The organism is Pedobacter sp. Leaf176 (genome assembly GCF_001424305.1).
Taxonomy (GTDB): domain Bacteria; phylum Bacteroidota; class Bacteroidia; order Sphingobacteriales; family Sphingobacteriaceae; genus Pedobacter.
Genome location: NZ_LMPD01000004.1, coordinates 43,037 through 68,991 on the forward strand (window position 1 = coordinate 43,037; position 25,955 = coordinate 68,991).

Consider the following 25,955-nt stretch of genomic DNA (forward strand, 5'->3'; position numbering starts at 1 on the left):
GAGGATTCAATTCATTTCAATCGTTTTCCTGATTATTCAGGGAAAGCGTAAAAATTAATAAAAACCGGTCGGGTAAATACGTAAATGAGCAACCAAATATCATCTTCATTAAAAAAAGGAAAAAAAGTTTTAAGCTTTGGAGAAATTCTATTGCGCATTTGTCCGGATATGGATGGCCAATGGTTAAAAGAAAATAAGTTACCGTTTTATGTTGGTGGCGCCGAATTAAATGTAGCAACAGCTTTAGCCCTTTGGAATGTTCCTTCTACATATTTATCGGCTATGCCCCAAAATTCGGTTACCGAAGAAATTGCAGGTTATCTAAATAGCAAAAACGTAAATACCCAACCAATGGTTTATGGTGGCGAACGTTTGGGTTTATACTATTTACCGAAGGGAAAAGATTTAAAAAATGCAGGTGTAATTTACGATCGGGCAAATTCATCGTATGCAGATTTAAAAGTTGGCCAGATAAACTGGGATGAGGTATTTGAAGATGTGAGCTGGTTTCACTTTAGTGCAATCTGCCCTGCAATTAATCAATCAGTGGCAGATGTTTGTTTGGAAGCGCTAAAAGCTGCAAGCGAAAAAAACATTACAATTTCTTTAGACCTAAATTACAGGGCAAAACTCTGGAAATACGGAAAAGACCCGATTGAAATTTTACCTGAACTTGCAAAATATTGTACGCTGATTATGGGCAACGTTTGGGCTGCAAATAGAATGTTAGGAACTGTACTTCATGAGGATTTAAAAGCAACAGAAGGTTATGCAAAGGAAACGTTACTGCAACAGGCGGTAGATACATCGGAAGAAATATTAAGTTTGTTTAGCTCCTGCAAAGCTGTTGCAAATACATTCAGGTTCGACAATGGAAAAGGTATCAAATATTACACAGCGCTTTACACAAATAATGAATTAACTGTTTCGCCAGAATATGTATCTGATGAAATATTAGATAAAGTTGGAAGCGGCGATTGTTTTATGGCTGGCTTGATATACGGCTTCTATAACGGTTTAAACGAAGTGGAAACCTTAAGTTTTGCAACCGCAGCAGCCTACGATAAATTATACATTCCAAGTGATGCAACAACCAGTACAGTTGCCGATATAGAAAAAAGAATAATAAGATGATAAGCAATAAGCATAAAATTTTAGATGCAATTTTGGAGCAGGGCATGCTACCTCTTTTTTATCAGGATAGCGAAGAAGGTAGTATAGAAATTCTCCGTACGCTTTATAAAGCTGGTATACGTGTTTTTGAATATACCAATAGAGGTAAATCTGCCCTTCCAAATTTTAAGAAGTTAAAAGAAATCCGCGATGCGGAAATGCCCGATTTATATTTAGGCATCGGCACGATAAAAACGCCTGCTGACGCGAATGCATTTATCGAAGCTGGAACGGATTTTATCGTTGCACCAATTGTAAATCCTGCGGTAGCAGAAATTGCCAATAAGATTGGTATGCTTTGGATTCCGGGCTGTATGACACCGACAGAAATTAGTGTTGCGCAAGAACACAAAGCCATGCTAATTAAAATTTTTCCTGCGAATATTTTAGGTCCTGAATTTATTTCATCCATTAAGGATTTATTCGCCGGACAATTATTTATGCCAACAGGCGGCGTTGAAATTAACGCCGAAAATCTTAAAACATGGTTTAAAGCTGGCGTTTGTGCTGTTGGGATGGGCAGTAAATTAATCAGTAAAGATGTTATGAGTAAAGGTCTTTATGACGAACTGCACGAGAATACAAAATTAGCTCTTAACTTAATTCAGCAGACTAAATAAAAGAAAAACAACCTAACCAAATGAACCAACCAAAGATAGGCAAATACAGATGGACGATATGTTTACTCCTGTTTCTTGCCACTACAATTAATTATTTAGACAGGCAGGTTCTTTCCCTGACCTGGACAGATTTTATTAAACCGGAATTTCACTGGGATAATAACGACTACGGAAATATTACAGCCTTATTTTCTATTTTTTATGCCGTTTCAATGCTTTTTGCAGGGCGACTGGTAGATAGATTAGATACTAAAAAGGGATTTCTTTGGGCAATTGGGGTTTGGTCTGTTGGTGCTTGTTTACATGCATTTTGTGGCATTGCTACCTCTGGAGTAATTTCGGGCCACTGGCTTGTTAGTTTCGAAGGTGCCAAAGAAATAATTGCCGGCATAAATAATACCGGAATGGTTGTTTCGGTAAGTGTAACTTTATTCATTTTTGCACGGTTTGTTTTAGCCGTTGGCGAGGCAGGGAATTTTCCTGCTGCCATAAAGGCAACTGCAGAATATTTCCCTAAAAAAGATAGGGCATTTGCAACCAGTATTTTCAACGCCGGTGCAACGGTTGGTGCACTTGCGGCGCCAATTACAATTCCATTTATAGCAAAAGCTTACGGCTGGGAAATGTCTTTCATTATAATCGGTGCTTTAGGTTTTGTGTGGATGGGGCTTTGGGTTTTCGTATACAACAAGCCCGAGTTGCATAAAAGAGTTACTGCAGAAGAGCTGGCTTACATTCAACAGGATGTTATTAATGACAGAAAACTTGCTGATTACGTAGAGGAAACAAAAGAAAAAGTATCATTCATCGATTGCTTTAAATACAAACAAACCTGGGCTTTTGCTTTTGGTAAATTTATGACGGATGGTGTTTGGTGGTTTTTCTTATTCTGGACACCAGCTTACCTCAAATCAGTATATGGAATGGATTCTACCCAAAGTGCATTCCCCTTGTTTGTGCTTTATATGATTACTTTATTGTCGATTATTGGCGGCTGGCTTCCAACTTATTTTGTTGAAAAAAGAGGAATGAATCCATATGAGGGACGAATGCGGGCGATGTTAATTTTCGCTTTCTTTCCACTTCTGGCGCTGGCTGCACAGCCATTGGGTCACATTACTTATTGGATTCCTGTTATTATCATCGGCATCGCCGGCGCAGCACATCAGGCTTGGTCGGCAAATATATTCTCTACCGTTGGCGATATGTTTCCTAAAAAAGCAATTGCAACAATTACCGGAATAGGTGGAATGGCCGGCGGATTAGGCTCGTTCATCATAAATAAAGGTTCAGGATTGTTGTTCGATTATACGGGCAAAAACAAAATTATTTTCATGGGTTTTAAAGGCGAAGAAGCCGGATATTTCATCATATTTTCAATCTGCGCTGTTTGTTATCTAATCGGATGGACGGTTATGAAAACCCTTGTTCCCAAATACAAAGTTATCGAACTTAAATAATTAAAAGCGGAGCTAGAAGTTCCGTTTTAAGAAACACTTTAAATCTATACTTAAACCATAGATTAAATAATTATAAACCCTAAAAACAAACCAAATTGAGCACGACCTTAAACCTCGAAAGCATTTTCGTCGATGAAAGCCAGATTCCGGAGGAATTCAGGCTCGGGGAAGAAATTAATCAAAAAGAATTTCTTTCTAACGGCGAAATGAAAGCCTGGAGTGGCCCTTTCAACGAAGTATTTTCTCCTGTATGCGTTAAAACACCAGAAGGACTTAAGCGAAAACGCATTGGAAGTTTTCCGGTGTGCACTGAAAAAGAATCTACCGAGGCTTTGGATGCAGCCGTTGAGGCCTACGATAATGGCCGCGGGCAATGGCCAACCATGAGTGTAGCCGACCGCATTACCTGTGTAGAAAACTTTACGCATAAAATGATAGAGCAAAAAGATATTGTTGCAAAGTTAATTATGTGGGAAATTGGTAAATCTTATACCGATTCTATCAAAGAATTTGATCGCACCGTTGAGTATATTTATTCAACCATTGATGCTTTAAAAGACATCGACAGGCAATCGTCCCGCTTTGAAATTGAGCAGGGAATTGTGGCTCAGGTTCGCCGTTCTCCGCTTGGTGTAGTACTTTGCATGGGGCCGTTTAATTATCCTTTAAACGAAACTTTTACAACATTGATTCCTGCTTTGATTATGGGAAACACACTTTTATTTAAACCGCCTAAACATGGAACTTTATTGCATTATCCGTTATTGGAAGCTTTTCGTTCAAGCTTTCCTAAAGGTGTTGTAAATACGATTTATGGCCGCGGAAATACAATTGTTCCCGGTTTAATGAAGTCAGGAAAAATTAATGTGCTTACGTTAATTGGTTCGAGTAAAGTTGCAAACGAGCTTAAAAAACTGCATCCAAAGGTTAACCGTTTAAGAGCAATTTTAGGACTAGATGCAAAAAATGCAGCAATTATAACTAAAGATGCCGACTTAGACTTGGCGGTTTCTGAGACTGTTTTAGGGTCGCTATCTTTCAACGGGCAGCGTTGTACAGCGATAAAAATTGTTTACGTTCATCGGAGTCTGGCACAAGAATTTTTAAAGCGGTTATCTGCTGAAGTAGAAAAGCTCAAATTCGGTATGCCTTGGGAAAAAGGTGTTTCTTTAACGCCGCTTCCCGAATTAAATAAACCTGAATATTTAAAGGAATGTATTGATGATGCTGTCGCTCATGGCGCTAAAGTGGTAAATAGAAATGGAGGACAAACACTCGAAACTTTCGTTTACCCGGCTATTATGTACCCGGTAAATGCCAATATGAAATTGTATCGTGAAGAACAATTCGGCCCGGTTATTCCCGTTGTTCCTTTCGATGATTTGGAAGAGCCTATTGAATATTTAATCGGTTCGCCACACGGCCAGCAAGTAAGTATTTTCAGCAATAATGCCGCTGTAATTTCTTCACTGATCGACCCGCTTGTAAATCAGGTTAGTCGTGTAAACATTAATTGCCAATGCCAACGCGGACCGGATGTTTTCCCTTTCACAGGAAGAAAAGATAGTGCCGAGGGAACGCTTTCAGTTGTTGATGCTTTGCGCTCTTTCTCAATTCGCTCGCTTGTTGCCACGAAATTGACAGATAACAATAAAAAACTATTGAATGAGATTGTTAGCGATAATGATTCGAATTTTTTAAGTACGAAGTATATTTTTTAAAAAAATTGACCATCATTAGACTGAAGCACATCGAAATGGAGAAACCCTTGAAATTGGTAAACAAATTCAAAGGTTTCTCCACTACGGTCACAATAATGAAAAAACAAATCTACCTCAATTTCTTTGCCAAGCCAAGATTTCGTTCTTTAACTCCTTCCACAACGAGGCCTGCAATCTTTTTAGCGCCATATGGACTTAAATGTGTATCGTCTTTTTTCCCAATAGGGTAATTTACATGGCCAGAATCGACGTAGTTGAATAATTTTATTGAAGGCAAATCGCCAAGATTAGTTAGTAAATTCTCGGTTTTAATAAGCATATCAATCAAAGGAACATTTAACGAATCGGCTACTTTTCTGGTAACATCTGGATAATGACCATGAGTATCTACTAAAATACCGTTCTTAAAGCTTCGTCTTGAAATCGGCGTAAGCAATACAGGGATTGCCTTTTTACTGCGTGTTTCATTGACATAATTAACCAGGTTATTTTTAAACTCTGCAAGAGATGTACCTGTTCCCGGTTTATCGATTTTTTCATCGTTGTGTCCAAACTCAATAAATACATAATCTCCCGGAGCAAGTTTGTCCAAAATTGGTTGCCATTGATTTTCAGTTTTAAAAGATTTTGTACTTCGCGCGTTTAGTGCTCTGTTATCAACAACAACATCAGCTTTAAAAAAGGACTGTAATTCCATTCCCCAACCGGTTTCAGGGTATGCTTTTGGCAACTTATTTGCGGCTGTAGAATCACCGATAATATAAACAGTAGTTCTCTGCTGTATAAAACTGAACGCTGCTAAAAGCAAAAATAATGCTATAGACGAAATTCTAAATGCAATCTTTTTCATGTTATTTTAATGGATTCCAAGTATCGGCCCCTTTTAATATATTCTTAACGCTATATAGTTTAGCTTCTTTATCCGTTAGTTGCTTAGCCCAAACAACTCTGTTCTTAACCCCGGCATTTTGGCCGGTATTTTTGTATTCTGCATATAAAGCAGTTTTTTCTTTGTCTGGAAACATGGCATCACCTTTCCATGGGTTCCATCCTTCGGGAACAACATGATTACCTAAATCTGATTTGATAAAAACCGTTTTAGCAAATGGTCGCCAGGGTCTGCCAAGATATACTTTATTAACACCATCAGCAGCAATAAGCTTGCAGTTGATAAATACAAAACCAAAAGTCTGGTTAGCCGAAGTAGCCGCAGCCGTTATGTATGAATTCGTTAAACTTTTAATTGTACAATTTTCGAAAACCGCAGTGGCCTTACCAAAAATAAAATCGGTAGTACCTTCTATGAAACAGTTGAAATAGTACTGTCTTCTGTTTTCATCAGTTGCAAACAGCGTATCTTGATTGCCTAAGAAACGACAGTTTTTTGCGGCGAATCTATCACCTTCTACATGCAGCGCCACCGCCTGTCCAACCCGGCCAGCAGCATTTATAATCGTTAGGTTTTCTAAAGAGATATCATTGGCCTGAACTAAAAATGTGTAAGAGGTGAAAGTTGAAAATTTGTCTATACCAAAAGCATCCTTTCCGGAGGGATTCGGTTTACCTGCATAATCATCAAAAGTGATAATTGTATTTTCTTTGCTTTCGCCGATAATATGAATTTTAATTTTCCAGGAAGGGATGATTACTTTTTCCCGGTAGGTTCCATTTTTAACTAAAATCTTAACTTCTTTCTCGCCCAAGTCGCGAATTGAATTAATTGCTTCCTGTATCGTTTTATAATTTCCATTCATGCTTTTATCAACCGTAATTTCGGAGGGATAAACCTTATTCTGGGCATCTGCATTTATGCTTATCACAATTAGAAAAGCCATAAGAAAATTTACTTTCCGGAGAAGAATCGACTTTTTTTTAACTAACATAATTATCGTGTTTGTACGCAATTTATCATTTTTTCAACAAGCAAAAAGGGCGATAATTAACCGCCCTTTAATATTCAATAAACGTACCTTGTTATCTTACTAGTAACCGTACCATTGTCCTCCCAATTTAGGATTTGCGTCTATAACCGATTGAGGCAAAGGCAATAACTCGCTTTTATTTGGCGTAAACGCAATCGAATAATAAGCCAGTAATGTTGTATTAATCGTCGTAGCATTCCAGGCCACACTTGCCGAACCCGCTGGTGCAGCCGGCGATGGTGCATAAAACGAATTTAACCATACAACTGTAGGTTGGTTAGGCGTATAATACATGGTTGCAGGCAAATTGTTATATGGTGCCGCCTTAGCTACCATTAGTGTTAGATTTGCTTTGGTTTCTGCAATTTTAGATGATAGCAGATTCCATCTAATTAAATCGTACTTTCTAATTCCTTCGCCACCAAACTCAAACTGGCGTTCCTTAACGATTGCATTGAAGAAACCGACATAATCTGAAGGCGTAGTTCCGATTAATGCTGCATTACCGCCAAAACCGCGGGTTCTAACCTGTTCGAAAGCAGCTTTAGCTGCAGCAGTTGGCCCTGAATTTAATTCGTTATCAGCTTCTGCAAACATCAGCAAAACATCAGAAAAACGAATAACCGGCCAGTTAACACCAAAGTATTGTGAAGCACTGGTTGTAACCGATGGAACCTGCCAATCCCTTCTGAATTTGCCATCCAGCATGGTGACTAAGCTCCGTGGGCGTAAAGTCATATCGAGGTTGATATCGTACGGCGCGCAAGTAACATCACGTCTTCTATCATTAGCATCAAAAGCATAGAAATAAGTTGGCAAAATAGTTAAGGCACCATTACCGGCAGCGGTTGTACCAGGCGTTGCAACAGTGAATTGCCTCGGACCGTTATAATAACCTAATTTACTGTCGCCAACACCAGAGCTTCCGCCGGTCATACCAACTTCCCATAAAACCTCTCCATTAGCTTCGAATTTATGTGCGTTTATACCGTCTTTAAAAACGGATTGAAAACTTGGATTAAGTTTATGGTCGGCTCTTGCCATGATTATGGCGCATTCATCTTTAGCAATCTGATAAAATGTTTTGTAATCCGAATTACGTTTCATTGTTTTATCTTGTCTTAAAGAATATCCACCACGGAACAGGGCATATCTTGCTCTTAACGCTCTTATTGCACCTTGGCTCATTCTATCACTTGTAACAGAGGATTCTGTGCGCCAAGGAACAAGGGGTGCAGCAACAGCTAAATCTCTAATGATGCGATTGTAGATTGTATCTCTATCAGTTCTGGCATTATAAGGATCAGAAACATTGATGGACGAAGTGAATTGAGCCGGAACATCTCCCCAGTTTCTGATGACTTCGAAATAAAATTGGGCTCTTAAAGCCAGAGCTTCACCATATAATCTTTTTAACTCTTTTTGGTCAGATGCGCTTCCATTTGTATAAGCATCCATTTTCGGGATGTTATCAATGCAAATGTTTGCTCTTTCGATACCGACATACAATTGGTTAAATGGGCCCGCCAATTGTGTGTTTGCAGGCTGGACATTGTAGTGAGCAATATCTCTTCTTTCATTATCCGGATATGGTGTTCCACCCTGGCCCATCATTTCATCATTATCGTAAGGATAATACATGCTTAAACGAATGCCATAACCCTGGTCGCCACCAAGGGACGAATACACGCCCAAAAGTGCCTTTTGCGCATTGGTAACATTGCTAAAAACGTAGTCGTTGCCGAAAGATGAAATAGGTTCTACTTCCAAGAATTTCTTGCAGGAAGATATTGTGAAGATGGTGGCGGTAATTAAAAGGCCGCTTATAATAAGTTTTAAATTAGTTTTCATTGTTGCTCTAATTAGATGTTATAGCGTAAAATTTAGACCGAAAATAAATGCTCTGCTACGTGGATAAGCTGAATAATCTACTCCTGGCGTTGTACCTGTAGCACGTCGTGTATTCACTTCCGGATCGTATCCCGAATAATTTGTGATTACCGCCAGGTTATTTACCGTAGCGTATAAACGCATCCTGTTAATTTTAAATCTTTTCAATAAATCAGCAGGTAGAGTGTAACCTAAGGTAATGTTATTGATTCTCAGAAATGAGCCGTCTTCAACGGCATAAGAATTAACGAAGAAAGAACTATTACTTGTTAGCGGGCTCCATAAGGTTGCATTTGCATTTAGCGCCGCTAGTGCTCCCGGGTCTGTTACCACAAGGCCTTGGTCATTTACATTTCTCCATCTACCATTCATGGTTGCCAATAAATTTCCATTCGCAGTATAACCACTTGTAAACTCTAATTTATTTGCATTTAAAATGTCATTCCCAACCTGGAAATTTACAAATACATTTAAATCGAAGTTTTTGTAGGTAAATGATTGATTAAAACCGCCTGTAAATTTTGGATTTGCATCACCAATAATCGTTCTGTCGTTAGTAATGTCTACAATGCCGTCGCCGTTTAAATCTTTAAATTTAATTACGCCCGGTTTTGGTGTTAAAGAAGTAACGCTTGAGTTATTTGGAACACCCGGCTTTAAGGTATAAACGCCGTTGGCATAATTAAAATCTTCTATTTTATAAAATCCATCGGTAACTAAACCATACATTTTACCAACCGCCTGGCCAACTGCGACCTGGTAATCTGCGGGTACATTTGTACCTGCCCAGCCCGAGTTAATCAGGAAAGATTTTTGATAATCCCCTAAGCTTTCAACCCTATTTTTATTAAATGATATGTTAAAGTTTGTAGACCAGGAGAAATTTTTGGTTTGTACCGGTGTACCATTAATTTGAAGTTCTATACCTTTATTGCTCGTTGAACCAATATTTTGCAGTTGAAAGGCGTAACCACTGGTTGAAGGGAAGGGGTTATTAACCAGTAAACCATTCGTTTTATTGCTATATAAATCAAATGAGAATTGTAATCTGTTATTTAAGAAACCTGCGTCCAAACCGATATTTCTAGATACTGTAGTTTCCCATTTCAAATTAGGATTTGCAAGTTCTGTAGCAACCAGGGCAGTTATTAAAGTATTGTTTATATCGTAAAAAGCATTTGGTTTGAACTGGGTGGTGTATAGGAAATCAGAAATACGGTTGTTTCCTGCTTCGCCATAACTTACCCTCAATTTCAAATCATTTAAGCTGATGGAATTTTTAAATTTCTCCATGAATTTTTCATCAGAAATTCTCCATGCAACTGAACCTGATGGGAAGTATCCCCATTTGTTCCCTTCGGCAAACTTTGATGAACCATCAGCCCTCATGGTTAAGGTTAGCAAGTATTTTTTATCGAATGAATAATTGAACCTGCTGAAAACTGAAAATAATCTGGCGGTTAAATCACTCGATGTTGCAGCTCCTGCCGGCGTTGTACCCAAGGCCATGTTTGACAAGGCACGTTCGGCAGTTATCCCGATAGGAAATAATCTGTTCTCGGTATAATAAGCCTGAATTTTATCCTGATAAAGCTCCTGGCCAATTAATGCATCAATACTGTGGTGTTTGCTAAACTCCGTTTTTGAGCCGGAGTTTGTATAAGAAAGTACGTTAGAATTGTTTATAGTTTGACGGTTTGCTGTTGCGATTGACGCAATTGGCTGGGAAGAACCAACTAATCTCGATTCATTTGTGATGATGTCGTTAAAAACATTTGTCCTGTTGTTATTAAGATCAACACCTAAAGTACTTTTAAATGAAATGCCTTTGTAAATGCTGTAATTAAAATAGCCGATGAAGTTGGTTACATTCGTGAATGCTTTTTTGTACTCAGCCTCATTTAGTAGTAGTGGGTTTACCAAAGATAAGCTGTTACCATTGGTTTCGCTTGCATAGTCCGGGTCGTAAGCATAAATATCCTGACCTTTTACTAATAAAGGGCGGTATTTAACCGCCTGGCGTAATCTGTTTAATGATGACGAGCCTTCGCTGCTGGTTCCTGCGCCGTTTACAACCGTATTATTGTAGCGGACGTTGAAACCAACTTTCAATTTATCGTTGAATTTATGGTCGAACTTAAAGTTGATTAGTTTTCTGTCGAAATCAGAAGCAAGCATTACACCGTCTTCCGTATTTGAAGTAACACTTAAGTTAAAAGTTGATTTTGCATCACCGCCGGTAACACTTACATTATGTGTTTGCATTAATGCGTTGCGACCGAACAGTTCTTCCTGCCAATCTACAAACGGCGTTGTTTTAAAGCTCTCTAAATCATTAAAAGTACCATAATAACCGGCATATAAGTTCTCGCTGGTTGCGTTACCGCGACTTGCTTCGTACTGATATTTGACGAAATCGTAAGGATTCATCACTTCCAGCTTGTTTGCTAACTGCCTAAAGCCAACTAAACCATTGTAATTGATCACTGTTCTCATCTCACGGCCACCTTTTGTTGTAATCAGCACCACACCGTTTGCACCGCGCGAACCATAAATTGCTGTCGCCGATGCGTCTTTCAAAACATCAATGCTTTCAATATCCTGAGGAGATAAAACTGATAATGCATTTTCTACCTGAACACCGTCAACAACATACAAAGGAGTATTATCTTGTGTGATAGAACCGCCACCACGCACTCTGATTTGTGCACTTGCATTTGGCGTTCCTTCCGAAACAGTGATTTGTACACCCGCAAGTCTTCCCGAAATGGCTTCAGCCAGAGAGTTATTCGGAATGTCTTTCAATTGTTTAGCGCCAACAGATGAAACAGAACCTGTTAAATCCCTTCGGTTTACGGTCGCGTAACCAATTGCAACAACTTCATCAAGGTCTTTAGCACTTGATTGAAGCGATACCTTCAAATTAGTTTGGTTTCCAACAGTTACTTCTTTGGATGCGTAGCCGATGTAATTAAAAACCAACACAGCTCCGGGAGCAACCGATATAGTAAATCTGCCATTATCGTCTGTTTGGGTGCCAGTTTTGGTTCCTTTAATGATAACACTTACACCTGGAATTGTTTCACCACCTTGCTCGGAAACCGTTCCGCTTACCTGCTTGGTTTGAGCGTTGGCTATCCCGAAATAAAAAGTGAAAATACTGAATAAGAGTAAAATTCTGCTCATAACATTTTGAATTTAGATTTTTGACCACACAACTGCTTGCATGTAGAATATAATTCTTAAGTAAAGAGAATATTCATAGTTAATATTTGGTTATATATGATAACAATTTTACAAACTAAAAACCGCTTGAGAATAGTTTTAACTAAAAATCTGTGCAATCGTTCCCAAAAACGTACTTTTGACGTTTATAAAAATAGCCTTTCCGCGGCTTATCGTGATATTTTTTGTAATTTGGATGCAAGTTCAAAAAATGAGATTCGAAACATCAACTATAAAAGATATTGCTAAAGCCCTCGGGCTTTCAACTTCTACAGTTTCCCGCGCTTTAAGAGATCGTTACGAAATTAGTGATGAAACCAAAAAGATTGTTTTGGCCTATGCCGAAAAAGTAAACTATCGTGCAAATCCAATTGCTCGGAGTTTGAAAGAGAGAAGAAGTTACTCCATTGGAATTATCGTTAGTGAAATTGCAAATAACTTTTTTTCTCAGGTTATAAATGGCATCGAATCTATTGCCTATGCAAAAGATTATCATGTAATAATATCTCAAAGCCATGAATCGTATAAACAGGAAAGGCTGAATGTTGAACACCTTGCTTCTCGTTCAATTGACGGCTTATTGATTGCGCTCTCGTCCGAAACTCAAGACATTGATTATTTAAGAGATTTTTACGCGAAAGGTTTGCCAATTGTTTTTTTTGACAGGGTTCCCGATAATTTCGAAACACATAAGGTAATCGCCAACAATTTCAAAGGCTCCTTTGATGCAACTGAGCACCTTATTTTGTCGGGAAAGAGAACCATTGCCCACTTAACAAATTCCGAAACCTTATCTAATACAAAAGAGCGGCTGGAAGGATATAAAGCGGCGCTGGCTAAATACCACATCCAATTTAAATCGGAATTGGTTAAATTTTGCCAACATGGAGGCATGCATAGCGCAGAATTAGAGCATGCTGTCAAAGCGCTTTTGCCTTTAAAGCCAGATGGAATTTTTATATCAAGTGATCGCCTTACAACCGGCTGTATAATGGCCTTGAAAAAAACCAATCCGGAGGTCGCCCATAAAATCGCTATCGCAGGTTTTACAAATTCCAATCTTGTTGAACTTTTTAGTCCATCGTTAACTTCAGTAAAACAACCCGCGTTTGAGATTGGACAAGTGGCTACCGAGTTGCTTATTTCTATGATTGAAGCAAAGCGACCAATTACCGAATTCGAAACCAAGATTTTAGATACTGAATTGGTTAGAATGCAGAAAAATCTGGGTAACCGCTTCCTTTAACTCCTGAACATCAGTTTGCATTTATCGTAATCCACATAAAAAAACTTATTATTACCTTTGCTCCATGGTAGATATCATTTTAAAAAAGGGTAAAGAAAAAGCAGCATTGCAGAGGCATCCATGGGTATTTTCCGGGGCTTTGGAAAAAGTTAAAGGGAAGCCTGAAGATGGCGATGTTGTGAAAGTATTTGCTTTTGATAATGAATTTCTGGCCTACGGATATTTTAATAGTAATTCTCGTGTGGCTGTTCGCCTTTTAGAATGGGATGAAACGCAGCTCATTGACATAAACTGGTATCAAAATCGGTTGAAACAGGCTATTGCTTCCCGCCAGTTTATTTTATCTGAAACAACAAACACTTGTCGCTTAGTTTTTTCCGAAGCTGATTTTTTACCCGGCTTAATAGTAGACAAATACGCTGATTTCTTGTCACTTCAGATACTGAGTTCAGGTATTGAAAAAGTAAAATCTGATATTGTTAATATTCTTCGCACTGAATTAAATCCGAAAGGAATTTTTGATAAAAGTGACGCGACAGCCCGGGGCCACGAGGGTTTGCCAATTGAAAACGGGTTGCTTTGGGGTGAAAATCCGCCTGAATTTTTGGAAGTGAAAGAAAACGGAGTAGCTTACAATATTAGTATAGCCGAAGGCCAGAAATCGGGTTTTTATTGCGATCAACGTGATAACCGAAAAATTTTGGCAAGCTACACCAAAGACAAAAAAGTTTTGGATTGTTTCAGTTATAGCGGAGGCTTCAGTTTAAACAGTTTAGTAAACAACGCTAAAAGCATTACAGCGGTGGATAGCTCTGCTTTAGCAATTGATACTTTGAAACAAAATGTTGCATTAAATAATTTTGATGCCACAAAAGTAACCGCAATACAATCTGATGTAAACAAACAATTGCGGGCTTTTAAAGAATCGGGAGAATTGTTTGATATTATTATTTTAGACCCGCCAAAATATGCGCCTTCCCGTTCGGCTTTAGACAGGGCAGCAAGGGCCTACAAAGATTTAAATAGGCTTGGTATGTTGCTTTTGGAAAAAGGCGGCTTGCTGGCGACTTTTTCCTGTTCTGGCGCAGTTGATATCGAAACCTTTAAACAGATTATCGCCTGGGCTGCACTTGATGCAGGAAAAGAAGTTCAGATCATTAAGCAATTTTGTCAACCTGAAGATCACCCGGTAAGAATTTCTTTTTCTGAAGGCGAATATTTAAAAGGGTTGTTATTACGGGTTTTATAAAAAATATTGATACGGATTACCCGGAATTTATTTCTGTGATCCATGTTTCTGTGGCAACCAAGGCCTTAAACTTACTGCTAACTTTCAAGTTTTTCATACTCGCCCTTTAAGGCGTAAAAGCCAAAAATCATCAATCCTAAACATATCGGGAAAAAGATAAAAATGATAATTCCCCATTGCAAAATGGCATTTGTCCGTTCGATATCTGTATGGGTTAAACTGACCTTATGTATGGCCTGTATGAATAAAAAAGTCATCGCAATTGGTCCCAGGGCCATCCAAACTAATCCTAAAATTCTTTTTAACTTATTCATAATTTAATCGATAACGTTTTCATCTCTTTTATTTGATAAATAAACCGTTCCAATAACCAGGCTGAGGGCTGCGATTCCGATTGGATACCATAAACCAGAAAGTGGTGTAGCCCCTTCAAAACTTGCAATTAGTGTAGCGATAAATGGTACTAAGCCTCCAAATACGCCGTTGCCGATATGATACGGTAAAGACATTGAGGTGTACCGGATTTTTGTTGGGAAAAGTTCAACAAGGAAAGCAGCGATAGGTCCATATACCATCGTTACAAGCAATATTTGAAAAAATATTAAGCCAATAAATTTCCAGAATACTGGCGTTGATAACACTTTATCTTTGATTATGGCCTTTGCTGGTATAGTTCCATATTTTATAGAAATGGTATCTGCCTGTACTTTATTAAATGAAGCCCCATTTTTTAATGTAATCTTCGTTGTTGATGTGTATAAGCTGTCGTTTGTATTAGGAATAAGTTCATGTTTTACCTTCGGCATCTGATAGGTAGCGTTTGTCAAATTTGCTTTTGAAAAGTCTGTATCGTCTAAAAATGTTTGATAAATCGGTCTGTAAAATACTATTCCCAAAAGCATACCTGAAAGCATAATCCACTTTCGGCCAACCTTATCGCTCCATGCTCCAAAAATTACAAAAAATGGTGTAGCAAAGGCAATGCCCCAAGGAGGATGTAACGCGAATCGTTAAAATCGAGTTTGCAGGTGTTTTCTAAAAAGGATTGTGCGTAAAATTGCCCGGTATACCAGATTACGCCTTGCCCCATTGTTGCACCAAAAAGTGCAAGTAAAACCATTTTAAAATTCGCCTTATTATTAAAACTTTCTTTTAATGGATTTTTAGATATTTTCCCCTCCGATTTCAATTTAGTAAACATAGGTGATTCATGCATTTTCATACGAATGTAAATGGACACGCCAACCAATAGAATTGATAATAAGAAAGGAATGCGCCAACCCCATTCGCCAAAAGTTTCCGCGCCTAAAATGTTTTTGGTAATAACGATTATACCCAGAGAAAGAAATAATCCGAGGGTTGCCGTTGTTTGAATCCAGCTGGTAAAAAATCCGCGCCTGTTTTTTGGTGCATGCTCGGCCACATAGGTTGCTGCGCCGCCGTATTCACCCCCAAGAGCCAGGCCCTGTATTAACCGCAAAATTAAAACTAAAATTGGCGCGGCATAACTAATTGTTTTATAAGATGGGATTAAGCCGATTAGGAAGGTAGAACCACCCATTAAAACGAGCGTAAGCAAGAAAGTATATTTTCTTCCGATTAAATCACCAAGCCGACCGAAAACCAATGCGCCGAAAGGACGAACAATAAAGCCCGCAGCAAATATGGCAAGTGTATTTATCAGGGCCGACGCCCCGGCATCTTCAGGAAAAAGTTGGTGGCCTATTATTACAGCCAAACTCCCGAATATGTAAAAATCGTACCATTCTATCAGTGTTCCTAAAGATGATGCGCCTATAACTTTAAAAATACTGGTTTTGGGTAATGCTTCGCTCATAAAGTTAGTGATATTTGGTTTTTCTAAGATAAACATTTAAGGCTTAATCGAAAAGCGCGTTAAATTTTTCTCAAATAAAACATTTCATCATTAGTTTTGTAGTCATACGAAAAATAAATTTATGCTTTTAGTACAGAACATCAGATTATCAAGAATTTTACGGAATACCTGGCATGTAGACCTAATTATGATTGCCTCCTGCACGGTTGCCTATCTGGTTCGGGAATATTTAATTGCGCATCATTTTGAAATTCCATCAATTATACCTACCGTTCTTGGAACTGCAATCGCATTTTTTATAGGTTTTAATAATAATCAGGCCTACGACCGGTGGTGGGAGGCAAGAAAAGTTTGGGGTGCTCTAGTAAACGATTCCCGTTCATTTACAAGAGCCCTAATCAATTATGTGGATGATGACAGCGGCACCGTTAAAAAAATGATTTACCGACATATCGCATTTCTATATGCTTTAAAGGCAAGTTTACGTGGAACTGTTGATGGGATTAACATTAAATACCTCACTGAAGAAGACTTAAAGGAAATTGAAAAGCACAGCAATAAGCATAACGCACTCTTAAACATTCAATCCAGAGACTTACAAATGCTTTCTAAATCGAATGCAGTTGATGGGTTTAGGTTTATAGAAATTAACGAAATGTTAACCCGTTTTTCTGATTCAATGGGTATGAGTGAAAGAATAAAAAACACAATTTTTCCAACTACTTATTCATATTTGACCAAAGTTTTTATCTGGCTCTTTGTTGTGTCATTTACTTTGGTTATCAGCCAGTCTGCAGGTATCGCATCTATATTTCTGGGTTGGATGATTGGTTTCGTGTTCGTTTCTACCCAGGTAAATGGCATGAGCCTAATTAATCCATTTGAAAATAATTCGGCAGGAATTCCCCTAAATCAGATTACGAGAACAATTGAGATTAATTTACTTCAAATGTTAGAAGAAGATGAGATTCCCGAACCAGTTAAGCCCATAAATGAAGAATATGTTCTTTAATTTTTTTTAGGCGTGTTTCTTAATTTAATCGGTTTTTTACTGTTTTTTTTCATTTTGAGGTTAAGCATTTCCACCAAAACAGAAAATGCCATTGCAAAATAAACATAGCCTTTAGGTATATGTTGGTCTAAGCCTTCGGCCAGCAATGAAACACCTATCAATAAAAGAAACGAAAGCGCCAGCATTTTAACTGTCGGATGGTCATTTACAAAGGAACTTATGGCGCCTGCTGAAAACATCATAATAATAACGGCAATAACGACAGCAGCAATCATGATTTCCAGATGTTCTGCCATTCCAACGGCTGTGATTACTGAATCCAGAGAAAATACAATGTCAAGAAGTAAAATTTGAACTATGGTTCCCCAAAACGAATGTGGTTTTAAGTTACCTTCGTCATCTTCTTCACCCTCTAATTTGTTGTGTATCTCATGTGTGCTTTTATAAATCAAAAACAATCCGCCAATTATTAAAATCAAATCGCGGCCGGATATTGCTAATTTTTCAAACCATTCACCACCTTTTATGCCAATCCAGCTTCCAATGTTAAACAATGGAGCGGTAAGACCCATTATCCAGGTTAGTGATAGTAATAGGAGTACCCGGGTGATCATCGCTAAGCCTAAGCCTAGCTGCCTTGCTTTTTTTTGTTGATTTGCCGGAAGTTTACCCGAAAGAATAGAAATAAAAACAATATTATCTATGCCTAAAACGATTTCCAGAACTGTAAGTGTTAGTAATGAAATCCAGGCTTCTGGCGTACTTAAAAAATCCATAGGTTATTTATCTGATGAAGCGAAGATATAAAAAAGCTGTTTGAATTATTCAACACTTTTTTCTTGGCTTTAGTTTTAAAAGCAATATCATTCTTAACTTGTTGAAGCAATTATCAAACAGCTCTTTCTGGCATTCCGCATGCTCAAATGACCAAGCTAAAAGAAAACAGATTTACGAGACAGCCTCTTAAATCTGTTTATTTAAACATATTACTTTGTTTTTTATTTAAATAATTTACGGCCGTATTTAGTGCGGCATCTTTATTATTCATAAAATCCTTAATTGTTGGAATTACTTCAATATCTGGTTTCACCCCGTTCCCTACAAATTCACGCCCGTCTGGGTAGGTGTCCTTTTTAGTACAAACCCTCGCCACGCCACCGCCGGGAAGATCAAAAAGATAAGGCTGGCCGGTACTTCCAAAAGAGCTTTGACCAATTTTAATCATGTGTTTCTGGTTGTCTGCATATATTAAAAAGTCTTCAGCAGCAGATGCTGTATTGTGACCAATTAAAAGCACTGTAGGAATAACCAATCGCTTTTCTGTTAATCGATTTTTTAATGGGGTATAATCAAAGTTATAGAAGTAGTTATCCTGATAGGTCAGGAGCGCTTTTTTATTCCATGCATTATTGATAGTATCTTTTGTTGAAGTATATTTACCCCAAGCTTTAAAAGCAGAATTCAACTGTCGTGTAGCGTATCGCGAGCCATAGAGTAAACTATCATTTGTTAAGTATTTTAAAATGTAACTGCCTATTCCTGTGCTTCCTCCTCCGTTATTTCTTAAATCTACAATTAATGCTTTTGCCTTATATAATTCGGGTAATTTAGAAACGAACATAGAATCGATTTTTTCATCCCCGAAAGAGTTAAGTGAAATATATGCTACACTGTTCGGATACCACTTTAGCTCTAATAAGGATGATTCGCCTGGAAATGCCGGATAGACTTCCTTTTCCTCGGTGCGCTTATGGGTAAGTTTTAATTCTAAAAGCTTTCCGGTAGGTTTTTTAATTTTGACGTCAAACTGCGTGCCCTCAAGTCCTTGTAATAGTTTGCTAACGCTATAATCCAGCAATACATAGTCTGTTGAAGAGGAAATATATGGTGAAACACTTTCGAGAATGTAATCTTTTGTTGATTTACCGTTTATTTCAACGACTTCACTGCCTATAGGTATTTCATTCTTTTTACTAAGATTTACATGTGTAATTATAGCTTTACCTTCAACGTTCTCAATAAAGAGCCTGTAATCACCAAACATAGTATTTAAGGGCTCGAAATCTTTACCACTTGGCATATAAACATTGGAGTGACCGTCCTTCAGCGTAGCACAGAATTTTTGTAGTTCAAGGTAATATTCGTAATCTGATTTAGTTTCTTGAATTGAATTGATTAACGATTTGTATGTGCTATCCCACTTAACACGATCTATTTTGTTTAGATAGACAAAATTATAATTTACTTCTTGCCAGAATTTAGATAGTCCATAAATTTTTTCGGCCTTAGTTAGTTTATTGGATTGAGAAAATGTAACCAATGGTAACATTAAAAATAGGAAAATTTTTTTCATATTAATTTAGTGTGTTTGATAATCCGTCATTCTCAGATTTTATTTCATGGTGAAGAATCCGTCTTAATTTACATGATCCATAATTTACAAAATAAATTAATTATAATCCGAGTTATATGTGCATTTATCGTATATCTGAAAAAATAAAAATCCTGTCAAAACGTTGACAGGATCTGCTAATTTGTTTGGTTTAAATTCTTATTTAAAAGTTACCGCTCCGTATTCCGTTTTTATAATAACGTTAGCCGTCCCCCCGTTTCCAATCTTACCACTATATTTTTTATCCTCGTCGTCGTCGCTTATGAGCCTGGATGTTACATTAGACCCATATTTAAAGCCTGCGTAGGTTGTAGAAACTGTAAAAGTTGCGTTGTAATTGTCGCTGAATCCCAAACCTACACTTGCATATTCTCCTATAAAGTTAAAATTTTTACAGGCAGGTGCGATTTCGTTAATGGTTAGCCGGTTATAGTCCATATCTATCGAAGCATCGCCGTTTAAAGTGCCAAGCGTAACGTTTGTATATTCAGTTTTAAGAGAAAGCTTACCAATGTTTGCTAAAGTTAGGCTACTATAGCTTTGTTTAATAACTGTATTCCCTTTAATATTATTGATATTAACTTTTGCATATTCGCTATTCAACAATAAATTACCGCCGATAGAACCAATCGTTAATCCGCCTCCATATTGAACCTTAATGTTGGCAGATTTTGAAATTGTATTTACGTTTACCGGAACATATTCTGCATCCAATTGCAAGGTGCCTACTGAGCCGATGCTAACACCACCACCATATTCATGTTTAACAACTGCTGTATTTATATTCTGTACGGTCATTTTACCATACTCTACATTGAGATAATTGTTGGTGCTATTCAAATTGCCCGCAGTTAAATTTCCGTATTGAACTTTTAACGAAGTAGGCCCGGAAAAATCGCCAAGGTTTATACTTCCATATTGCTGCTGCGCTGTTAATGGATTTACCGAGGGCATATAAACCACGTAGTTAACTTTAATTTCCCTCCTCCAGGTGGTAACACCATTCCTCAGTTTCCGCCCATAATTGCCATTTCTGTCATTCATATTTGTGCGCACCGAAACCAGATCGCCTGCCTTATTGGCTTCAATACTCACCTCGTCAATCAATTTCTGGACATCATTATCCGAATTGCTGTAAGCTTTAATTTCTACATCAATCTTCACTTCTTTCCTGTCCCAGGTTTTTATTAACATAGAACCATACTGATTGTTAAGACTCACTTTATCAGTGTTATCTACACTAAAGGTTTTACTAAAATTTTTGGTTCGTTCTGCGTCACCAACTACTTTTGTCTCATCCGCAATGCGGGCAAATGTGTTGGTTTTTGAGTTTGTAGTCGTATTAACTGCATAAGTTTCTACAGGCGCGTTAACGACGACACCTTGTTGAGCACTTGTTTCTACGGCGATGAAAGCCATTAAGGCTAAGAATAATTTTATTGTTTTCATGTTTTGTTAGTTGTTAAACATTTAGCTCCTTAAAATCTGCCGGCCGGTTCTAAGTGAAATAAATGTGGTGAGCGCATGTTGTGTTTCGATTCTTATATCTGGTTAACTTTTTTATAATCATCAACCTGGTTTATAATTAATAACTGTTGCTTTAATAAGTTTAGCTGTATTTCACGGTTTTTAACCATTGCCTTAACTACAAAAACCTGATTTGGCGTGGTCGGCAATTCGGCTTTTAACCTTTCATAATCATCATCCAGTTTCTTCAAATCATCGGTAAACTTTTTATACAAATCCGGGTTCGCGGATGCAAAAATTGCAAGGCTGTCTCTCTTCTCGGTAATCAGGCTTGTGAACTGAATTTCTTTTTTTGCCGCCGCTGCATTAACGTCAGCGATTTCTAAATCGTGGTTTCGCGATCTTCCTGCGTAAAACCAAACTAAACCGAAAACAACTATAATAGCCGCTGCTGTACTCATCCATAAATAAAGCTTTATCGACTTTTTTTTACTTTTCCGATCTAACTTCTGTTTGGCATCTAATTCCAGTTCAATTTTTGCCCAAAGGCTTGCCGATGGTTCAAAAACATCGAAATCTTTCCGATTTATTTTAACAAAGGTTTCTAATCTATTATTCATCTCTCATCCCTTTCTGTTCTAAAATACTTTTTAATTTCTTTTTTGCCCGCATGTATTGGGTGCGGCTGGTATTTTCACTTATTTTTAAAATATGTGCAATTTCCTCATGATCGTAGCCTTCTAAAAGGTATAAACTTAACACCACACGGTAACCGTCGGGTAATTGCGTTATGGACTGTCTAATCTCATCAGCCTGTAATTGCACTTCATATATATCTGCGGTAACTTCATCAGGAACTTCCGAAACTTCATCTGTACTCACAAATTCAAACTTTCGTTTACGTAGGTAATTAATAGATTTGTTTATCACAATCTGTTTTAACCAGAGTCCGAAAGTGGTTTCCTGCCTGAAGTCAACAATTCTGGTGAAAGCATCCAAAAATGCTTCCTGTAAAACATCTTCAGCCTCTTCCTCATAATTTAAAATTCGCAGCGCCACATTATACATCGCTTTTGCATACAGTTTATACAATTCAAACTGTGCTGCTCTGCTGCCACGCATGCATTCTTTTACAAGTTCCAGGTTTTTATCTACGTAAACGGCTTCCAAAATTTCGAATATTCTGATTATAAGACATACGGGATTTTCAAACGTTGCATCAAGGTAAAAAAAAATTAAACAAAGTGCTGCGTACTGAGAAGGCTGCGAAATGCTAAATAGATTGTAGCAATACAGCAGTCAATGGGTTCCGGCTACGCTTTTGCTACAATACTTCAAACTTTTCGATAAAAAGCTATGTTATTGTTAAAAATTATTGCCGCTAATCGGGTTAATTTTTAAAGAAAGTTAATCGCAATAAATCAAAACCTCCAGGCGAAATCTATGGAAAGTGATGCGACACTTCATCATAAATTTGAAATCCCTGAAACAAAGGATTAACTTCATACTATGGAAACCGATTTAATAATTTCTACCATTAACGATCTACATAAAAAAGCAAATTCTGCTTTAGAAGATAAGGATGCTGCCAATTATCTATCCGTTTTTGATGATTCACTCCTCTATACGAATGCAGATCAGACTAAGCTGGATAAACAGGCATATTCAAACGAAATAGAAAAATTTTTTAGAAGAACGAAACGAATTGAAACAAGTCAGTATCGCATAAAATCATCGTTTGAAAATGATGTTTTCACCGAAAAAATCGCCCGTAAATCAATAATTATCAAACCAAATTTATTGGTGCTATCTAAAAAGCAAACGATCCAGACAGAAGAAATTTTTCATTGGAAAAACATCAATGGTGAATGGAAAGTTTTTGCGGTTGATATTGTTTTAGAAGAAAAGTATTAATTCGACAACTATCTTTTCGATAGAACTTTCTTAAATCTTCCCTGCCAATCTTTAAAACAAAATCGGTATTTTTGCCGCTTAATCTAGAATTACAATATGTTAAGAACGGTAACCTGCGGTGCATTAAGCCTTGAAAATTTGGGCGACAGTGTAACCCTGTGCGGTTGGGTGCAAAAATCAAGAGATTTAGGCGGTATGACTTTTATAGACATTCGCGATCGTTATGGTATTACTCAGTTGGTTTTTAACATGGATGACAATCGTGCGCTTTGCGAAGCAGCACGTACATTAGGCCGCGAGTTTGTTATTAAAGCCACCGGTATAGTGGTGGAGCGTAGCAACAAAAACCCCAAAATGTCGACTGGTGATGTAGAAATCAAAATTTCGGCATTGGAGGTTCTGAATGCGGCAAAATTACCTCCGTTCTTAATCGATGATGAAACTGATGGAGGTGATGAGTTGAGAATGAAATACCGTTACCTGGATTTACGCCGTAATCCGGTTCGTAATAATTTGGTTTTACGTCATAAAATGGCACAATCGGTTCGACGTTATTTAGATGCTTTGGATTTCATCGAAGTAGAAACACCGGTTTTAATTAAATCTACGCCGGAAGGTGCAAGAGATTTCGTGGTGCCAAGTCGTATGAATGCCGGTGAATTTTATGCTTTACCACAATCACCGCAAACTTTTAAGCAGTTGCTTATGGTTTCCGGTTTCGACAGGTATTTCCAGATTGTTAAATGTTTCAGAGACGAAGATTTAAGAGCCGACCGTCAACCTGAATTCACACAGATTGACTGTGAAATGTCGTTCATCGAACAGGAGGATATCCTGAATACTTTCGAAGGGCTAATCCGTACGCTTTTTAAAGAAGTCCGTAATTACGATTTACCTGAAGTTCCGCGCATGCAATACGCAGATGCCATGCGTTTATATGGCTCTGACAAACCAGATACCCGTTTTGCAATGCAGTTTATAGAGCTTAACGATTTGGTAAAAGGCAAAGGTTTTCCAGTTTTTGATAATGCAGAATTGGTTGTAGGGATTAATGCCAAAGGTGCTGCAAGTTATACCCGTAAACAGTTAGATGAGCTGACTGACTTTATCAAACGGCCTCAAATTGGCGCGACCGGATTAATTTACGCCCGTCATAATGATGATGGAACCATTAAATCTTCTGTGGATAAATTCTTCAATGAAGAAGATTTGAAACAATGGAGCCAGGCTTTCGAAACGGAAAAAGGCGATTTGATTTTAGTACTTGCCGGTTCAACGGATAAAGTACGCAAGCAATTAAATGAACTTCGCTTAGAAATGGGTAACCGTTTAGGCCTGCGCGATAAAAATAAATTCTCTGCGCTTTGGGTTTTAGATTTTCCTCTTTTAGAGTGGGATGAGGAAACTGAACGGTACCATGCCATGCACCATCCCTTCACATCGCCAAAACCAGAAGATATCGCTTTGCTAGATACTGATCCGAAAAATGTTCGGGCGAATGCATACGATATGGTTATCAATGGAACCGAGATTGGTGGTGGCTCCATTCGTATTCACGACAGAGCATTACAGGCTTTAATGTTTAAGCATTTAGGTTTCAGTGCCGAAGAAGCTCAGAAACAATTTGGTTTCTTAATGGATGCTTTCGAGTTTGGCGCGCCTCCGCATGGTGGCATTGCCTTTGGTTTTGACCGTTTAACTTCAATTTTTGCAGGTTTGGATTCAATTCGTGACGTAATTGCATTTCCGAAAAATAACTCAGGAAGAGACGTAATGATTGATAGTCCGAGTAGCATCGATGATAAGCAACTGAAAGAACTTAAAATTAAAACAGATTTATAGTTCAATTATTCGTTAGTCATTGCTCAATGGTTATGGCGTAGATATTATTTTTAAAAAGGCCAGATGTATATAATAAAGCCTCAGGATTTAAAAATCCTGAGGCTTTATTATAATTCATTTTAACGTTTTTCTTAATAGTAATTAAAGAAATGAACCATTGAACTAATAAGTTTCACTATCTGGCGGAATCCCGTAATCAACAAATTTCTTTGCTTTTTTTTCAGTCCTCTTAGTGAAGAATCCTTTTACGGAATTGAAAATTGCAGAGATATGTTCGGCATCTAAAGATTTTCCAACCTTACCGGAAATCAGCCCTACAGCAGCCTTTGTTAAAAAACCCGCACTTCTGAATAAAGTTTTATTCATGAACATCGGTAATAACAGAGACATTGCTGTGCCACTTAAATTCAATTTATCATCGACTTTAAAAAGATTACCTGGTTTAGCGTACTTTTTAATTAGTGCGCCCAATGTAAACTGACGAAAAAAGTTACTGGTATCTGCTTTGAGCATATTCTGTTTAAGTATATACTCAACTTTTAATTCAATTTTTTTTGCCTGCAAATCGTCGAGACTTCTGATGTTTCTATAGTTTTTCATCGTCTTCCTCCTTATCTGCGAGTTTATCAAAATATTTTCTTATCGCCATGTTTATAATAGCCTTCTCTATGTATTTATCCTTAGTAAGGTAAACGATTATGGCCAATAAAATATAAATTAGAGACACACAACCAAATCCTCCAGAATAACTATTAAGCACATCTGATAAATAAAGCGCAAGCGTTACAGAACCAAATAAAAAAGCCAATATAAAGCATACTATAACAAAGGTGTTTGTTACTAAATCCGCGAAAATTTTTGAACCTTTTTCTACGAGATGAAGCCTGGTATATTCCACCCTGGCTTCTAAAAAGCCTTTTGCATCATCTATTAGATCTTCAATACTTTTATCTTTATTTTCCTGCATAATTCGGATGAATTTTAG

Annotated in this window: 21 protein-coding genes and 1 pseudogene; 9 read left to right on the top strand and 13 right to left on the bottom strand. The window is 37.7% G+C overall.

The features are described 5' to 3' along the window. Nucleotides 1–84 precede the first annotated feature (84 nt). The 4 genes from ASF92_RS12695 (at nt 85) to ASF92_RS12710 (ending at nt 4,974) form a co-directional block, all read left to right on the top strand. Nucleotides 85–1,134, top strand: coding sequence for a sugar kinase (locus ASF92_RS12695; RefSeq protein ID WP_056093426.1), 1,050 nt, complete (start codon nt 85–87; stop codon nt 1,132–1,134). Then, complete coding sequence (locus tag ASF92_RS12700; protein WP_197413293.1) at nt 1,131–1,793, top strand: bifunctional 4-hydroxy-2-oxoglutarate aldolase/2-dehydro-3-deoxy-phosphogluconate aldolase; 663 nt, start codon at nt 1,131–1,133, stop codon at nt 1,791–1,793. The genes ASF92_RS12695 and ASF92_RS12700 overlap by 4 nt, the downstream gene beginning before the upstream one ends. Before the next feature lie 20 nt (nt 1,794–1,813). Continuing rightward, nucleotides 1,814–3,253: an MFS transporter gene (locus ASF92_RS12705; protein WP_056093430.1), complete on the top strand. Its 1,440-nt coding sequence runs from the start codon at nt 1,814–1,816 to the stop codon at nt 3,251–3,253. A 95-nt stretch (nt 3,254–3,348) separates the two neighbouring features. Beyond that, nucleotides 3,349–4,974: an NADP-dependent glyceraldehyde-3-phosphate dehydrogenase gene (locus ASF92_RS12710; protein ID WP_056093433.1), complete on the top strand. Its 1,626-nt coding sequence runs from the start codon at nt 3,349–3,351 to the stop codon at nt 4,972–4,974. Nucleotides 4,975–5,083: 109 nt separating this feature from the next. Here ASF92_RS12710 and ASF92_RS12715 read toward each other — a convergent pair whose 3' ends face one another. From ASF92_RS12715 to ASF92_RS12730, 4 genes are all read right to left on the bottom strand, one after another. Further along, entirely contained in the window at nt 5,084–5,824 is a 741-nt protein-coding gene (locus ASF92_RS12715) for a rhamnogalacturonan acetylesterase (RefSeq protein WP_056093437.1), read from the bottom strand. Between the two features lies 1 nt (nt 5,825). Beyond that, entirely contained in the window at nt 5,826–6,857 is a 1,032-nt protein-coding gene (locus ASF92_RS12720; protein ID WP_056093441.1) for a pectinesterase family protein, read from the bottom strand. Nucleotides 6,858–6,956: 99 nt separating this feature from the next. Beyond that, on the bottom strand, nt 6,957–8,747 hold the full coding sequence (locus ASF92_RS12725) for a RagB/SusD family nutrient uptake outer membrane protein (protein WP_056093445.1): 1,791 nt from the start codon (nt 8,745–8,747) through the stop codon (nt 6,957–6,959). An 18-nt stretch (nt 8,748–8,765) separates the two neighbouring features. Then, nucleotides 8,766–11,972 carry a TonB-dependent receptor gene (locus tag ASF92_RS12730; RefSeq protein WP_056093448.1) on the bottom strand — a complete coding sequence of 1,069 codons (3,207 nt, stop codon included), beginning with the start codon at nt 11,970–11,972 and terminating at the stop codon, nt 8,766–8,768. 250 nt (nt 11,973–12,222) lie between these two features. Between ASF92_RS12730 and ASF92_RS12735 the strand changes: the two genes are divergently transcribed. Together ASF92_RS12735 and ASF92_RS12740 are read left to right on the top strand one after the other, a co-directional pair. Further along, nucleotides 12,223–13,257 carry a LacI family DNA-binding transcriptional regulator gene (locus ASF92_RS12735; protein WP_056094456.1) on the top strand — a complete coding sequence of 345 codons (1,035 nt, stop codon included), beginning with the start codon at nt 12,223–12,225 and terminating at the stop codon, nt 13,255–13,257. A gap of 64 nt (nt 13,258–13,321) precedes the next feature. Continuing rightward, nucleotides 13,322–14,506 carry a class I SAM-dependent rRNA methyltransferase gene (locus ASF92_RS12740; RefSeq protein WP_056093451.1) on the top strand — a complete coding sequence of 395 codons (1,185 nt, stop codon included), beginning with the start codon at nt 13,322–13,324 and terminating at the stop codon, nt 14,504–14,506. A 77-nt stretch (nt 14,507–14,583) separates the two neighbouring features. Here the strand turns inward: ASF92_RS12740 and ASF92_RS12745 are convergent, their stop codons facing one another. Both ASF92_RS12745 and ASF92_RS12750 read right to left on the bottom strand, forming a co-directional pair. Beyond that, nucleotides 14,584–14,820: a DUF6814 family protein gene (locus ASF92_RS12745; protein ID WP_056093455.1), complete on the bottom strand. Its 237-nt coding sequence runs from the start codon at nt 14,818–14,820 to the stop codon at nt 14,584–14,586. A gap of 3 nt (nt 14,821–14,823) precedes the next feature. Next, a pseudogene (locus ASF92_RS12750) lies at nt 14,824–16,343 on the bottom strand (MFS transporter). A gap of 121 nt (nt 16,344–16,464) precedes the next feature. Between ASF92_RS12750 and ASF92_RS12755 the strand changes: the two are divergent. After that, nucleotides 16,465–17,355 (top strand): bestrophin family protein, encoded by an 891-nt coding sequence (locus ASF92_RS12755; protein WP_056093457.1) that lies wholly within the window; start codon nt 16,465–16,467, stop codon nt 17,353–17,355. On the opposite strand, the gene ASF92_RS12760 is transcribed toward ASF92_RS12755, so the two are convergent. The 5 genes from ASF92_RS12760 to ASF92_RS12780 all read right to left on the bottom strand — a co-directional run bounded on the left by ASF92_RS12760 (nt 17,352) and on the right by ASF92_RS12780 (nt 22,384). Then, nucleotides 17,352–18,131, bottom strand: coding sequence for a TerC family protein (locus ASF92_RS12760; RefSeq protein WP_056093460.1), 780 nt, complete (start codon nt 18,129–18,131; stop codon nt 17,352–17,354). The genes ASF92_RS12755 and ASF92_RS12760 overlap by 4 nt on opposite strands. A gap of 197 nt (nt 18,132–18,328) precedes the next feature. Continuing rightward, nucleotides 18,329–19,708 (bottom strand): S41 family peptidase, encoded by a 1,380-nt coding sequence (locus ASF92_RS12765; protein ID WP_056093463.1) that lies wholly within the window; start codon nt 19,706–19,708, stop codon nt 18,329–18,331. Between the two features lie 198 nt (nt 19,709–19,906). Next, complete coding sequence (locus tag ASF92_RS12770; RefSeq protein WP_231729808.1) at nt 19,907–21,196, bottom strand: hypothetical protein; 1,290 nt, start codon at nt 21,194–21,196, stop codon at nt 19,907–19,909. 92 nt (nt 21,197–21,288) lie between these two features. Beyond that, nucleotides 21,289–21,834, bottom strand: coding sequence for a hypothetical protein (locus ASF92_RS12775; RefSeq protein ID WP_056093466.1), 546 nt, complete (start codon nt 21,832–21,834; stop codon nt 21,289–21,291). Beyond that, a complete protein-coding gene (locus ASF92_RS12780) occupies nt 21,827–22,384 on the bottom strand; it encodes an RNA polymerase sigma factor (RefSeq protein WP_231729809.1) in 558 nt (185 codons plus the stop codon). The genes ASF92_RS12775 and ASF92_RS12780 overlap by 8 nt, the downstream gene beginning before the upstream one ends. A 339-nt stretch (nt 22,385–22,723) precedes the next feature. Between ASF92_RS12780 and ASF92_RS12785 the strand changes: the two genes are divergently transcribed. Together ASF92_RS12785 and aspS are read left to right on the top strand one after the other, a co-directional pair. Further along, on the top strand, nt 22,724–23,128 hold the full coding sequence (locus tag ASF92_RS12785) for a nuclear transport factor 2 family protein (RefSeq protein ID WP_056093469.1): 405 nt from the start codon (nt 22,724–22,726) through the stop codon (nt 23,126–23,128). Between the two features lie 96 nt (nt 23,129–23,224). Next, the gene (gene aspS / locus ASF92_RS12790) at nt 23,225–24,970 is read left to right on the top strand and encodes an aspartate--tRNA ligase (protein WP_056093473.1); all 1,746 of its coding nucleotides are present in this window, start codon (nt 23,225–23,227) and stop codon (nt 24,968–24,970) included. A gap of 162 nt (nt 24,971–25,132) precedes the next feature. On the opposite strand, the gene ASF92_RS12795 is transcribed toward aspS, so the two are convergent. Both ASF92_RS12795 and ASF92_RS12800 read right to left on the bottom strand, forming a co-directional pair. Next, nucleotides 25,133–25,570, bottom strand: a complete 438-nt coding sequence (locus ASF92_RS12795) for a hypothetical protein (protein WP_056093477.1) — start codon at nt 25,568–25,570, stop codon at nt 25,133–25,135. Beyond that, a complete protein-coding gene (locus ASF92_RS12800; RefSeq protein WP_056093481.1) occupies nt 25,557–25,937 on the bottom strand; it encodes a phage holin family protein in 381 nt (126 codons plus the stop codon). The genes ASF92_RS12795 and ASF92_RS12800 overlap by 14 nt, the downstream gene beginning before the upstream one ends. Nucleotides 25,938–25,955: the final 18 nt, after the last annotated feature.

Coding starts and splice junctions, on each gene's coding strand:
- ASF92_RS12785 (WP_056093469.1), top strand. CDS start 22,724: ATGGAAACCGATTTAATAATTTCTACCATTAACGATCTACATAAAAAA.
- ASF92_RS12740 (WP_056093451.1), top strand. CDS start 13,322: ATGGTAGATATCATTTTAAAAAAGGGTAAAGAAAAAGCAGCATTGCAG.
- ASF92_RS12700 (WP_197413293.1), top strand. CDS start 1,131: ATGATAAGCAATAAGCATAAAATTTTAGATGCAATTTTGGAGCAGGGC.
- ASF92_RS12725 (WP_056093445.1), bottom strand. CDS start 8,747: ATGAAAACTAATTTAAAACTTATTATAAGCGGCCTTTTAATTACCGCC.
- ASF92_RS12715 (WP_056093437.1), bottom strand. CDS start 5,824: ATGAAAAAGATTGCATTTAGAATTTCGTCTATAGCATTATTTTTGCTT.
- ASF92_RS12720 (WP_056093441.1), bottom strand. CDS start 6,857: ATGTTAGTTAAAAAAAAGTCGATTCTTCTCCGGAAAGTAAATTTTCTT.
- ASF92_RS12765 (WP_056093463.1), bottom strand. CDS start 19,708: ATGAAAAAAATTTTCCTATTTTTAATGTTACCATTGGTTACATTTTCT.
- ASF92_RS12800 (WP_056093481.1), bottom strand. CDS start 25,937: ATGCAGGAAAATAAAGATAAAAGTATTGAAGATCTAATAGATGATGCA.
- ASF92_RS12795 (WP_056093477.1), bottom strand. CDS start 25,570: ATGAAAAACTATAGAAACATCAGAAGTCTCGACGATTTGCAGGCAAAA.
- ASF92_RS12770 (WP_231729808.1), bottom strand. CDS start 21,196: ATGAAAACAATAAAATTATTCTTAGCCTTAATGGCTTTCATCGCCGTA.
- ASF92_RS12695 (WP_056093426.1), top strand. CDS start 85: ATGAGCAACCAAATATCATCTTCATTAAAAAAAGGAAAAAAAGTTTTA.
- ASF92_RS12760 (WP_056093460.1), bottom strand. CDS start 18,131: ATGGATTTTTTAAGTACGCCAGAAGCCTGGATTTCATTACTAACACTT.
- ASF92_RS12730 (WP_056093448.1), bottom strand. CDS start 11,972: ATGAGCAGAATTTTACTCTTATTCAGTATTTTCACTTTTTATTTCGGG.
- ASF92_RS12755 (WP_056093457.1), top strand. CDS start 16,465: ATGCTTTTAGTACAGAACATCAGATTATCAAGAATTTTACGGAATACC.
- ASF92_RS12705 (WP_056093430.1), top strand. CDS start 1,814: ATGAACCAACCAAAGATAGGCAAATACAGATGGACGATATGTTTACTC.
- ASF92_RS12775 (WP_056093466.1), bottom strand. CDS start 21,834: ATGAATAATAGATTAGAAACCTTTGTTAAAATAAATCGGAAAGATTTC.
- ASF92_RS12735 (WP_056094456.1), top strand. CDS start 12,223: ATGAGATTCGAAACATCAACTATAAAAGATATTGCTAAAGCCCTCGGG.
- aspS (WP_056093473.1), top strand. CDS start 23,225: ATGTTAAGAACGGTAACCTGCGGTGCATTAAGCCTTGAAAATTTGGGC.
- ASF92_RS12745 (WP_056093455.1), bottom strand. CDS start 14,820: ATGAATAAGTTAAAAAGAATTTTAGGATTAGTTTGGATGGCCCTGGGA.